Origin of the sequence: Aeromonas sp. 82P, assembly GCF_051919365.1 — a bacterium.
Lineage (GTDB): Bacteria > Pseudomonadota > Gammaproteobacteria > Enterobacterales > Aeromonadaceae > Aeromonas > Aeromonas veronii.
Genome location: NZ_JBQBEV010000001.1, coordinates 3,501,673 through 3,514,758, shown reverse-complemented (window position 1 = coordinate 3,514,758; position 13,086 = coordinate 3,501,673). Strand labels below are relative to the sequence as shown.

The window sequence follows — 13,086 nt, the reverse complement described above, 5'->3', positions numbered from 1 at the left end:
ATTGCGGGCTCAGAAGGTGGCGATCAAGGGGCTATTGCAAGTGACCTGAGCCTGAATGTCCTGGCACAACATCTGAATGTGGGGCTCATCGATCTTCTCGCGAGGGATATAAATACCGATAGTCCCCTTGTTGTACTCTTCGCCCATATTCAGCTGGCCAATACCAAATCGGGAAAAATAACCAGCCATGCTCACCGGATAAGGCATGACAGCATTGCTGTTATTGACAATATCAATGCTGGTGAGCAGGGAATTGCTGCTATAAATGATTTTGTCATTTGGCTTCATGGCGGCGCGTTCCTGCTTTTTTCTCGCCAAATCATCGACCAGATGCAGATATTTATCCTCATCCGGCGTCACCAGCAGGCTGGGATAATCGACCAGGTCCTGCTTGCTGCATATTTTCCCTGTGAGGGGATGGCCCGCTCTGACAAATACCCCATCGTGAGAAATAAATAGCGGGATAAATATCAGGCTGTAATTTTTGGCCAGCCCGTGAATTTCATGCCCGAGAAACAGATCGATATGATTGTCCAACAGCAGATCGAGCAGACGCAGATGGTTGCCGACTTCAATATTGATGGCGCAGGATGGGTTAGCCTGCTGATAGCGGGCGGTGACAGGTTGCAATACCGGCTGCCACCACGCATGTCCGGTGCCCACCTTTAGCGGCCGCGCGGTGCGCTCGCGCAGGCTGGCCAGCTGCCTGAGGGTGTCATCGTAGATCCGCTGCATCACGCGCGCCTGCTCCAGCAGCAGCTCTCCGGCAGCGGTGAGCGTCACGCCGCCTGCGTGCCTGACCAGCAAGGTAGTCCCCAGATTCTCCTCAAGCTTTTTCATGTTGTGTGTCAGCGTCGGCTGGCTGAGTCCCATTTTCCTGGCTGCCAGACTGACATTTTTGTGGGTGGCCACTGCAATAAATTGTCTTAGATGCTTGTCCACGAATATGGCGTCCGGTCATGGGCGGGTGGTGCGCCAAGCTAGTGTAATCACCATGGGCTGTCAATTATCTCCCTTCACGTACTGGCTATTTTTATGTGGCTCCCTTCACGTTGTATTCAATTCGCTTTTACCGCCTGATAGCCGGTTTGGTGCGGGGGATCACGTAATTTCATCTGGTTATAGATGTTATCTATGCCGATGGTGACGTGGTCTATTTTTCTGGCGAATGCTGACCACGTAGACTGGCAAAAACGGTTTTACTCAATGCTGTTTCAATAACAAAACAAAAAAGTAACGAAGGGAAAATATGAAAATTCGTCCATTGGCTTTATCCGTGGCGTTATGCTACGGCGGGGTTCTTTTGTCCGGTTGTCATGACAGCTCATCCAGCGGTAGCGATAACGGGGTCAAACCGGAGGTGAAGGCGCCCTGGGATTTTGATCTCTATATGGTTGGCGAATTTAGCGGCTGGGGCCGTGAGGAGAAGTTCAAACTGACCTTCAAGGAGGGGGTCTATCGTCTGGACAACCTGAAGATGAACTCGGGTATGTCCCCCTTCAAAGTGGCTGGCCCCGAGTGGACCAAATATCCCGATTTCTCTGCTGACTCCCGCAAGGAGACCAGCATCTTCCCCGGTCAGGTCTATCCCATGTACTACCAGAACAACGGGCAGAACAACCGTCTGGTGGTGACCGAAAAGGGGCTGATCGATATTCAGGTCAAGGTGACCAATGCCGATCTGGCGGCACCGGCCATCGAGTTCTCCATGGTGCGTGATGACCCCAATTACAGCGAGAGCCTCTATCTGAAAGGGATTGATGGCAATCTGGAGCCCGTGCTGCAGATGGTCTATCAGGGGGACAGGCTGTATGTGATGGTGGCCAGGCTGACGGTGGGTGAACACAAGATAAAGATCGCCTCCGCACAGGAGGGGATTGGATTCGGGATTAATGGCGCCATTGCCTTGAACCACCCGGTCAAGATGCAGCGCTGTGACGCCCAGTGTCAGCTGGCATCAGTGCGGGTGGATCAGGAGGGGTATTACAAGTTCCTGCTGGACGCCAGCCAGGATGAGAATGCCCCCTTGTTGCAGGTTAGCATCGCAGGAGAGGGAGACCTTGGCATGATCAATCCCCATGAAGGGCATGAGCTGATCGAGAAGCGCGAGTATGAGACCTATAAGCCCGGAGTGACGGAAACGGCTACCTTCTCGGTCAAAAAGGCCAGTGACGAGTATCGCAGCTATGCGCAATCGACTACTCAGGAGTTGCGTGATCCGGGCGAGAACTTTACCACCTATCAGGAGCAGTCCGATCTGCCCCGCTTGCGATCCGGCAACATGGTATTTGATGCCCTGTTTGCGCTGGCCGCTTACGAGATGCGCCAGAACAGCGTGGCTCAGGTCAAGGATGGCAGTTACAACGGGGGGCAGGCGATCCCTTGCGACTGCTTTGAAACCGGCGCCAAGTGGCATTACGTCTGGACGCGGGATCTCTCCTACGCCACCGATCTGGGGCTGGGGGTGCTTGATCCCCTGCGGGCGCGCAACTCCCTGCAGTTCAAGCTCTCTGATTTCAGAGCCGAGCTGAAAAGCGATATGGACAGTTTGATCCCGCAAGGACGCCAGATCATTCAGGATACCGGTACCGGGGGCAGCTGGCCCATCAGTACCGATCGCATGAGCTGGGCCCTGGGGGCCGAGCGGGTGCTGGCTGCCCTGTCTGATGCCGAGCGCCGCGCGTTCTTGCCCGATGTCTTTGAAGGACTGAGCAACACCATAGAGAGTGATCGTCTGGCCGCCTTCGATAGCGCAGATGGTCTCTATGTCGGCGAGCAATCTTTCCTCGATTGGCGCGACCAGACCTATGCCAAGTGGATCACCGCAGATATCGCCCACATCGGCATGAGCAAATCTCTCTCCACCAACGTGACCCACTATCAGGGGTTGCTGCTGGCCGCGCGGGTGGCGAGCGAACTGGGGCACGATGAGCTGGCGATCCGCTATAACCAGTGGGCGGGTGAGCTGAAACTGGCGATCAATCGTGCTTTCTGGCTGGCTGACGAGAAGATGTATGCCAGCCTGATCAACACCAGTACCGATCAGAGCCCGGCCTACAAGTTCGATCTATTGGGGGAATCCCTCGCCATTCTGGCCGGTGTTGCCGATGAGGCGCAGGCCAAAGAGATCATCAGTCGCTATCCCATGGGCCCTTATGGCGCGCCGGTCTACTTCCCGCAGCAACCCGATATGCCGGTTTACCATAACCGCGCCATCTGGCCCTTCGTCTCCGCCTACGGGCTGAAGGCGGCGGCCATGGTGCAGAACGTTGCCGTGGTCGATCACCATATCGACTCCCTGATGCGCGGCGCCGCGCTGAACCTCTCCAACATGGAGAACCTCGAGTGGCTCTCCGGTCAGCCCTCCCTGATGGATCTGACCCATCCCGATTTGACCGGGCCGGTGATCAACTCCCAGCGCCAGCTCTGGTCTGTCGGGGGCTACCTTGGCATGGTGACCGACACCACCTTCGGCTACAAGGTGGAAGAGGGGGGGATCCGGATCAAGCCGTTTGTCACCGCTCACTTGCACAAGCTGATGGGGGCCAAGCCCGAGGCTGCACTCAAGGGATTGAACTATCGTGGCAAGCAGATTGACATCGTGCTGCAACTGCCGGAGCTGGGCGGGGAGGGCAGTTACTATCCGGTACGCAGCATTACCCTCAATGGCGCCCCGGTGGGTGAGCAGATAAGTGAAAACATGCTGGCCCCTAGCAACCGGATTGAGGTGACGCTCGGTGCCGCCGTGGCTGACGATCAGGGGATCCGCCTGATCAAGGATGTGGCGCCGCTGGATGTCGAGAACAGGCAGGTGTTTGCACCGACCGAGCCGACCCTGCTCGGGGTTAGCGAGCAGAGTGGCAAGCTGGTGGTTGCCCTGCAGGACAGTCTCAACAAGGGGGCGGTCAGCTACAACATTTATCGGGATGGCAAGCAGGTGGCCTCCGATCTGGGTCGCGCGACCAGCTGGGTCGACGACATGGTACTGCAGCCGGGCAAGGCCTATTGCTACAGTGCCGAGGCGGTCTATCCGGAGTCCGGCAACCGCTCCCATCATGCCAAACCGGTTTGCTATCAGCCTGCGCTGCAACATATCGCCATCGATGGGGCCAACGTCTCCCATACCGGCAGTGTGAGCGCCGCCGATGGGGCCATTCCCGTCCCTTACCTCAAGGATTGGGGCCGCCCCGACGACAGCTTGCTGGTGCAGGGGGTCAAGCTCGATGGCAAGCACGCCATTCGCCTGCAATACAGCAATGCCCAGCATGCCATCAATCTGGGGGTGACCAACGGGGTGAAACGGATCTCGGTAGTGAGTGGTGGCCAGGTTGTCACCAGCGGTATGGTGCAGATGCCCCATGTGATGAAAGAGGGCGACCTCAAACCGCTGCGTGACTCGACGCCGTTCGTGATTGATCTGCCTGCCGGGGAGTATGACATCCGGGTGAGCGATTTTTACAACATGAGTTACCTGAAGGCAAACGACACCTACAACGATGCAGGCGGTCAAAAGGGGGCGGTCAATCTGATCGATCTCGCCAGCATCACCATTTCGGCTCGCTAAGCGCTCAAACAAAACGGCCAAACAAAACCGCCCCGGATAGCCGGGGCGGTTTTTTATTTAGCGATACCGAGATGAGCCGCGGTCAACACAAGGGCTCAGCGATAGCGGCCACGTACCGAGCTGCTGGCGCGGCCGGCCATCTTGATCAGGCTCTGGCGGGTGTGCAGGTGGCAGAGCGCGACGCCGAGGGCATCCGCTGCATCCGCCTGCGGGGTGGCGGAGAGTTTCAGCAGATGGGTCACCATATGCTGCACCTGCTCCTTGGCGGCGCCGCCGGTGCCGACCACCGCCTGCTTGATCTGGGTGGCTGAGTATTCGCTCACCGGCAGATAGGCGTTGACCGCGGCGACGATGGCGCTGCCCCGGGCCTGCCCCAGTTTCAGGGCCGAGTCGGCGTTGCGGGCCATAAAGACCCGCTCGATGGCAAACTCGGTGGGTTTGAACTGGGTGATGATCTCGCATACCCCGTCATAGACCTGCTTGAGGCGCTCCGGCAGCTCGCCGCAATCGGTGCGGATGCAGCCAGAGCCCAAGTATTCGGCCTTGCCGCCCACGACCCGGATAACCCCGTATCCGGTGATCCGCGAACCCGGATCGATGCCCAAAATAATGCTCATGGGTGTTGATTGCTCTAAACGCGAGTGATGGCCGCCAAGATAGCAAACTGTGGCTCGTTTGGCTGTATGTCCCGGGTCAAGCGGGCAAAGATTGGCCAGCCGGCGTCGGGCGTGGTTAGCCCTTGAACAGCGCTATGGTGTCGCCATCCTGCAGGCTGCCCGCGCCGCGCACCACCACCCGATCCCCCTGCTTGAGGGCGCCGCTCACTGCCACTTGCTGGCTGTCGCCAAACAGCACGGTGACCGGCACCCGATTCACTTTGAGCGCCTTGCCGCTTCGCGCCACCTGATAGACCACGCTGCCATCGGTGCCGAGCACCAGGGCATCCCGTGGCAGCAGCATGCTCTGCTGATCCCCCAGTGGCAGGGCAACCCGTACCGGCGAGCCGATGATGAAGGTGCCCGCTTCCGGTTTGAGGCGCAGCTCGATGAGGCGCGACTTGGGATCGGCGCTGGCGGCTCGCTGGTAATAGACGCCGTGACCGCTCAGCTGCTCCCCCTCCACCTGCAGCCGGGTTTGCGGCGCCAGCTGCTGGGCCCAGAGAATGGGGGCCTGCAGGCGGATATCCGGCTGATCCGGGTTGACCAGCTCCAGCGCCTGCTCGCCCGCGTCCACATGCTCGCCGGGCTGGATGAAGTGGTTGTTCACCACCCCGTCGAACGGGGCATAGATGTGGCTGCGGCGCAGCTGTTCTTCAATCTGGTTCACCTGTATGGCGGCCAGCCGCTCGGCCAGCGCGGCCTGCTCCACATCATAACTGGCCTTGTCGTACTGGCTTTGGGAGGCGCTCTTTTGCTGGTGCAGCCGGGTGATCCGCTGGGATTCGGCGCGAGCGAAGCGCAGGTTGCTCTGCCATTTCGCCTGCTCGGCGCGAGCCTGCTCTAGCGAGAGGCGCAGCGCCGTACTGTCGAGGCGCAGCAGCTCATCTCCTTTTTTGACCCGGCTGCCAAATTCGGCGATCCACTCCACCCGGCCGCTCACTTCGGCGCTGAGCGCCGCTTGCTGGCGACTCGCCACCGTGCCGCTGACCCAGATATTGGCGGCCGCATCCCCTTGGGTCACATCCGCCAGGGTCACCATCTTGCCCTGAACGGCCAATACCGGTAGCGCGCTGCCTGCAATCAGCGCAGCGCCAGCCAACATTCGGGTAATCATGTGTGTCATCGATGAGCTCCTTGCTCAGGCCCGCTGGCGCAGGGGTTGTGGGATCGCCACCTGCTCCCCGAGACGCAGGAAGGCAGGCAACAGGATCAGGGTAAACAGGGTGCTGCAGCTCATGCCGCCGACAATGACGGTGGCGAGCCCGCGGTAAATTTCGCTCCCCTCGCTCGGGCTCAGCATCAGCGGCAGCATGCCGAAGATGCTGGTGAGACTGGTCATGGCGATGGGACGCATCCGGCTTTGCAGGGCATCGGCCACCGCCAGCTGGCGGCTCATGCCGTCCCGCTCGGCGGTGCGGGTCTGATGCACCAGCAGGATGGCGTTGTTGACCACCAGTCCCAGCAGGATGACAAAGCCGATGATGGTAAGCAGATCCATCGGCAGCGGCACCAGCAGCCCGCTCAGTTGCAGCGCCAGCACGCCGCCAACCGAGGCAAGGGGCAGGGTGAGCAGCACCAGCAGGGCATCCTTGAGGGAGGCAAACACCCCCCACAGCAGCACCAGCAGGATCACCACGGCGAACAGGAAGATGGTCCCCAGATTGTCGAGCGCCTGTTGCAGGCTGTCGGCGTTGCCGGCAATGCGCAGCTCGCCACCGGCGGGCAGCAGGGGGCGGATGGCGGCAAAACTGCGGTTTTTCAGGGTGTCGATCACCTGCTCCATGGTCATGCCCGCCGGGGGCGCTATCTGCAGGCTGATGCTGCGCCGCCCATCGGCCCGGAAGATGCTGGCCGGGCCCATGTCGTGTTCCACCCGCAGCAGCTCGCCAAGGGGGACGATGCGCCCGGAGGGGGTGGCCAGCGGCACTGCCTTCAGCTCGTCCGGATTGGCGGAGCTCTGTCCCATCAGCATGATGTCGAGCCGATCTTCGCCGTCGAAATACTCGCCAACCCGCAAGCCGTCGCCAAAGGTCTGGATGATGGTGGGCAGGGGCGTGCGATCCCAACCCACTTCGGCGAGACGCCGATCTTGCGGCACCAGTTTGAGCTCGGGGGCGGTGAAGTCGAGACTCGGCTCGGGCCGGATCTGTGCTCCCGGCAGGTCCTTGCTGAGGATCCCCATGCTGGCTCGGGCCGCCTGATAGAGCTCGGGCAGGTTACCCCCCTGCAGCAGCAGGGAGACGCCGTTCTCGCTGTCAAAGCCGCCAAACAGCGACCCCTGACCGCCGAACACCCGGGTGTCGGGAATGCCTACCAGCAGCTGTTTCATCAACAGGCTCTCCAGCTCCTTGATACGGGTCTCGTCCTTGGGGCGCACGCCAATCTGGGCGCCCCCCGGGTAGCGCAAGATGTAGTAGTTCTTGAGGGCAGGCTCTTTCTCCCCCTTCATGTAGGGGGCGAGGCGGGCGATCAGGGTATCGATCACCTCTTCGCGCTGGGCCTTGAGGTTGACCCCGGGGGTGAAGTTCATCCAGACATCCACCGCGTCCCGTTTCACGTCCGGCAGATAGTCCATCTTGGGCAGCAGCGCCCAGGTGGCCAGTGCCGGCAGACTCATCATCAGGGTGATGACCGTCCAGCGCTGGCGTGAGGTCGAGGTCCAGCGGATCACGTGACGGGTAGTGCGCTGCCACAGCGACTCATAGGGATCGGTCAGTGTTTCATGTCCCATCCAGCGCGCCGCCACCGCAGGCAGCACGATGACGGCGACCAGCATGGAGACTGTCACGGCGCAGGCGATGGTGAGCGCCAGATCGGCAAACAGCTGACCCTCCACATCGTTGAGCAGCAGCACCGGCAGGAAGATGGCAACCGTGGTGAGGGTGGAGGCGACCAGCGCCGTCCACACCTGACGGGTACCTTCGAGCGCCGCCTCCGCCTTGCTCAAATCCCCCCGCTCGTGGCGCCGGTAGATGTTCTCCAGCACCACGATGGCGGCATCGAGCACCATGCCGACAGCAAAGGCGATGCCCGCCAGCGAGATGATATTGAGGGTGCGATCCATCACCTTGAGCAGGCAGAAGGTGAGCATGATGCTGATGGGGATGGCGAGGGCAATCATCATGGTCGCCTTGAGCTGGCGCAGGAAGAGCCAGAGGATGGCGCAAGAGAGCAGCACCCCGAGTCCCAGGTTGGCGGTGACCATGCTGACGGCGCGATTGATGTAGAGGGAGGCATCGAACGACTGCTCCATGTGCAGCCCGACCGGCTCCAGCACCTCGCGGTTGAGCTCGTTCACCCGAGCCTTGATCGCCTCAAGGGAGGCCAGGGCATTGGCGCCGCTCTCCTTGAAGATCTGGGCGGCGATGGCGGTATTGCCGTTCTGGATCCGCAGCACCGGGTTCTCTTCCCTGGCCACCCTTACTTCCGCCACATCCCGCAGATAGATGGGCAGGCCATCGCGCCAGTCCACCACCTTGTCCCCCAGCGTCTCGACATCGTAGCGACCGGCAAAGCGCAGCTTGTACTCCCAGCGACCGATGTCGAGGGTACCGGCCGACACGTCCCAGCCGGTGGTGGCGCGGCTGGCCAGCACCGGGATCTCCACCCCCAGCTCGGCGGCTCGGTAGGGGTCGAAGCGGATCTGGATCTGGCGCTCGTTGATCCCCTCGACTGCGACCGTCGAGACCCCTTCGATACGCTCCAGCTCGGGTTTGACCCGCGCCTCGATCAGCGCCTGATGATCATCGATCACCCCTTTGGCGCCGGGCAGCTGCTGGATGAAGAAGAAGGTGAGGGTATCGTTGCTGCTGTAGTTGTTGACGTAGGGGCCGCCGATCTTGTCCGGCAATCCCGAAACCCGGTTCAGCCGCGAAATCACATCGAGTTGGGCCCGCTGCATGTCGGTGCCGAGGGCAAACTCCATGTCGATTTCGGTAAAGCCGGGATAGCTGTTGCTGACAAGGCTCTTGAGCCCCTGAACCCCCTGCATCTCCTGCTCGATGGGGTCGGTGATCTCCGACTCCATCTCCTGCGGCGAGGCGGAACGCCAGCTCACCGAGATGTTGAGGTGTGGACGGTCGATGTCGGGGAACAGCTGGATCGGCAGTCCCCGGATGCTGAGCAGGCCCAGCAGGAAAATCAGCACGATCGAGACCGCCACCCAGATGGGGCGTTCGATCGCCGTTTTGGCGAGGTTCATTCACTCTTCCTGAGTTGTTGTTATCGGCCATTCCGCTGGCCTTGCTTCCAAAGCCCCTGCAAAGGGACTCAAGCATTTAACTGGAATTCTCCCGGCTTGTAAATGCATGGTTAACAAACAAAAAAACCGGCCACGAGGGCCGGTTTGGTACAGGTTTGCTAGGGGATCAGGCGGCGTGCTCGACCTTGTTTGGCTGCTTGTTTGCTTGCTGGGAGAAGCCTTCCAGCTCGCCCGGGGCGAAGTTATCTACCTGAATCGCTTCGTAGCGCAGGGCATCGGCGGCCAGCAGCTTGTCCGCTTCGTCCTTGCTCAGGATGGAACCGGCCAGCGCGGCGGCAACCAGCTCCGGCAGCGCCAGTTTGCGGGGCAGTTTGCCCTCTTTCTGGGCCTGCACCAGCTTCTTCTCGTAGGGCTGCACGGCGACCATGGCCTGGAAGGCACGCTCCATCAGGCCGACCGGATCTGCCTCGTCTTTGCCGACATAGCAGAGAGCGGTCAGACGGTCGCGGAACTCGCCCGGCTTCATCATGGCCAGACAGATGGCGTGGCAGCGATCGTCGGCCGGCATCTTGTAACCGACGCCGAACGGGAACACCACGCGCTTGAGTACGGCACCCACCACCTTGTTCGGGAAGTTCTGGAAGAAGCCCTCGAACGCTTTGCCAATCAGGTAGAGGTTGCGCTCCACCGCGTACTGCACGAACGGCAGGTCGGAGACCATGCGGCCCTGATCCTCGTAGTGCTTGAGGGTGGCGGAGGCCAGATAGAGATGGCTCAGCACGTCACCCAGGCGGGCGGAGATCATCTCCTTGCGCTTGAGATCGCCACCCAGCATCAGCATGGAGACGTCGGCGCACAGGGCCAGCCCTTTACTCATGCGGGAGAGTTGCTTGTAGTAGCGGGCGGTTTCGCCAGCTACCGGTGCGCTGTTGAACTGGCCCAGAGTCAGCCCCTGGAACAGGGAGCCGAAGAAGTTGCCGGCGCCGAAGGCGATGTGCTTCATCAGCAGGGCGTCAAACTTCTCGAGACCGCGTTCCACGTCGGTATCGGCCGCCGCTTCCAGTTCGGCAAAGACGTACGGGTGGCAGCGGGTAGCCCCTTGCCCGAAGATCATCAGGTTGCGGGTCAGGATGTTGGCCCCTTCCACCGTGATGGCCACCGGAATACCCATGTAGGCGTAGCCGGTGTAGTTTTTCGGGCCCAGCTGGATGGCACGACCGGCGTGGATGTCCATGGAGTCATCCATGATCTGACGCGCCATTTCGGTCATGTGGTACTTGGAAATCGCGGTGACGATGGCCGGTGCCTGACCCAAGTCCAAGGAACCTGCGGTCATACGACGGGCCCCTTCCAGCTGATAGGTGAGGCCGCCGATGCGAGCCAGCGCCTCTTGCACCCCTTCAAACTTGCCGATGGACATGCCGAACTGCTTGCGTACATAGGAGTAGGCGCCCACGGTTCGGCTCGCCATATGACCGCAAGCGGTGCCCAGGGCAGGCAGCGAGATGCCGCGACCGGCGGAGAGGCACTCCACCAGCATGCGCCAGCCGCGACCGGCGTAATCCGGGCCGCCGATGATCCAGTCGAGCGGAATGAACACATCCTTGCCGAAGGTCGGGCCGTTCAGGAACGCCAGACCCATGGGGTAGTGGCGATCGCCGACGCGCACGCCCGGGTGGCTGGTGGGGATGAGCGCGCAGGTGATACCCAGCTCCTCCTTGTCACCCAGCAGTTTTTCCGGGTCATAGAGTTTGAACGCCAGCCCCAGCACGGTGGCGCGCGGCGCCAGGGTGATGTAGCGCTTGTTCCAGTTGAGGCGAATACCCAGTACCTCTTCACCCTTGTGCATCCCTTTGCAGACGATCCCCTTGTCAGGAATGGCGCCCGCATCGGAGCCCGCCTCCGGCCCGGTCAGGGCGAAGCAGGGCACCTCTTTGCCATTGGCCAGTCCCGGCAGCCAGAAATCTTTCTGGGCCTGGGTGCCGTAGTGCATCAGCAGCTCACCCGGGCCGAGGGAGTTAGGTACCATAACGGTGACTGCCACGCTCAGGCTCTTGGTGGCAATGCGGGTGACGATGGTGGAGTTGGCGATCGCCGAGAACTCGCGGCCGCCGTAGGATTTCGGGATGATCAGGGAGAAGAAGCCTTCCTTCTTCAGATAGTCCCATACCGGCTCCGGCAGGTCTTTGGTTTCGTTGACGATCTTGAAGTCATCAACCATGGCGAGCAGGATTTCGACCTGATTGTCGATAAAGGCCTGCTCCTCTGCGGTCAGTTCGGCCTTGCCGTAACCGTGCAGTTTTTTCCAGTCGGGGTTGCCGCGAAACAACTCGCCATCCCACCAGACGGAGCCGGCTTCCATGGCCTCCCGCTCGGTAGCTGACAAGGGCGGCAGTATCTTTTTGAAGATGCCGAACACCGGACGGGTTACCACCTTTTTACGGATGGAGGGTACGCCGAGCACAACGGCTATCGCCAGCACCAGCAGGACAAGCAATGTGATCATACCGAAGTTCCTTCTATTTCACTGTTTCCGTTGATTTATTGTTGGTTGTTACACGGCCAGGGAGAGCCTGGTCGACTCCACGGGCGCCCCGACTCCGGACGCCAGATAAGGAATAACGTTGCGCACCAGCCCTTCCACATCGAGCTGCTGGCCAAAGTCGGCCAGGGCGATGTCGCGCAGGGCATCGGCAGAGGCCATGGTGAATACGACGGTGCCCAGGGTGAAGTGCAGGCGCCAGAAGAGATCCGCGGGCGACAGGGCCGGATTGGCTTTGGAGATGGCCTGGGTGATCCGCTGCAAAATGGGGCCATAGTGGGCGGTGATAAAGCGGCGCAGGTGGCCCTGGCTGTCGATATAGCCGCGTCCCAGCAGCTGCATGAAGATGGCCGGGCCGTTGGCCCGCACTGCCGAGAGCTTCATCAGCGGCTCGACGAAGCTTTCAAACAGTTGCAGCAGGGTCAGCTGCTCCTGCTCCATCAGCACCCGCAGCCGGGCATCGAGATCCGGCATAAACAGGCTCAGGTAACGGTCGAGCACCGCCTGGATCAGCTCCTTCTTGGAGCCGAAGTGATAGTTCACCGACGCCAGATTAACGTCGGCTTCACTGGTGATCAGACGCAAAGAGGTATCGGCGAATCCCCGCTCGGCAAACAGCACTTCAGCGGCGTCGAGAATACGGTTTTTGGTATCGATTTTACTCACTGGACACCTCACTTAAACGAATGTTTAAAAAGTACGTTTCATAACGTGAAGTGTCAAGAGAATGTGAATGAGTGTTAGCGGAATGTTTTTCGATGAAAAAAGCAAAGTGGGCGGAACTTAGTCAAAAAGCAGGACTCTATATCTATGCCACTGCAATTAAACATTAAGTCTCGCCCAACTTGCACCATGCTAGTTGGGCCTTTTTTTGCGCGTCTGTTACCGGTTTGCGGTTTGCAGGTAAAAAAAAACCGCCGCAGGGCGCGACGGTGGGGAAAGTGAGTTCGCGTCATCCTGACGGCAAACTGTCGATGCGAGTTCAGGCATGTATCGACGGGGGCAGTATGCCAGCCAGAGCCCCTCAGACTATGTCAGCTTCGCGGTATTTTGTGACAAAGTGTGGCAAGCACTGGCGTGGCCCAAGCTGCCGCTCTTTGCTATGCTGCCCTTTCAAAAT

General features: G+C 60.3%; 7 protein-coding genes. 1 reads left to right on the top strand and 6 read right to left on the bottom strand.

All coding sequences use genetic code 11. The annotated features are described in order from the left end of the window. Positions 1–9: 9 nt before the first annotated feature. Positions 10–942 carry a LysR family transcriptional regulator gene (locus tag ACTG2S_RS15925; RefSeq protein WP_274161921.1) on the bottom strand — a complete coding sequence of 311 codons (933 nt, stop codon included), beginning with the start codon at positions 940–942 and terminating at the stop codon, positions 10–12. A 520-nt stretch (positions 943–1,462) separates the two neighbouring features. Between ACTG2S_RS15925 and ACTG2S_RS15920 the strand changes: the two genes are divergently transcribed. Next, entirely contained in the window at positions 1,463–4,564 is a 3,102-nt protein-coding gene (locus ACTG2S_RS15920) for a hypothetical protein (protein WP_337993051.1), read from the top strand. A 95-nt stretch (positions 4,565–4,659) separates the two neighbouring features. Here ACTG2S_RS15920 and ruvC read toward each other — a convergent pair whose 3' ends face one another. The 5 genes from ruvC to ACTG2S_RS15895 all read right to left on the bottom strand — a co-directional run bounded on the left by ruvC (position 4,660) and on the right by ACTG2S_RS15895 (position 12,632). Then, a complete protein-coding gene (gene ruvC, locus ACTG2S_RS15915) occupies positions 4,660–5,181 on the bottom strand; it encodes a crossover junction endodeoxyribonuclease RuvC (RefSeq protein WP_005334512.1) in 522 nt (173 codons plus the stop codon). Positions 5,182–5,296: 115 nt separating this feature from the next. Further along, complete coding sequence (locus ACTG2S_RS15910) at positions 5,297–6,346, bottom strand: efflux RND transporter periplasmic adaptor subunit (protein ID WP_201948289.1); 1,050 nt, start codon at positions 6,344–6,346, stop codon at positions 5,297–5,299. Between the two features lie 15 nt (positions 6,347–6,361). Then, positions 6,362–9,424: an efflux RND transporter permease subunit gene (locus ACTG2S_RS15905; protein ID WP_274161837.1), complete on the bottom strand. Its 3,063-nt coding sequence runs from the start codon at positions 9,422–9,424 to the stop codon at positions 6,362–6,364. A 166-nt stretch (positions 9,425–9,590) separates the two neighbouring features. Beyond that, entirely contained in the window at positions 9,591–11,930 is a 2,340-nt protein-coding gene (locus tag ACTG2S_RS15900) for an acyl-CoA dehydrogenase (RefSeq protein WP_274161836.1), read from the bottom strand. Positions 11,931–11,978: 48 nt separating this feature from the next. Next, positions 11,979–12,632 carry a TetR/AcrR family transcriptional regulator gene (locus ACTG2S_RS15895; RefSeq protein WP_005334507.1) on the bottom strand — a complete coding sequence of 218 codons (654 nt, stop codon included), beginning with the start codon at positions 12,630–12,632 and terminating at the stop codon, positions 11,979–11,981. Positions 12,633–13,086: the final 454 nt, after the last annotated feature.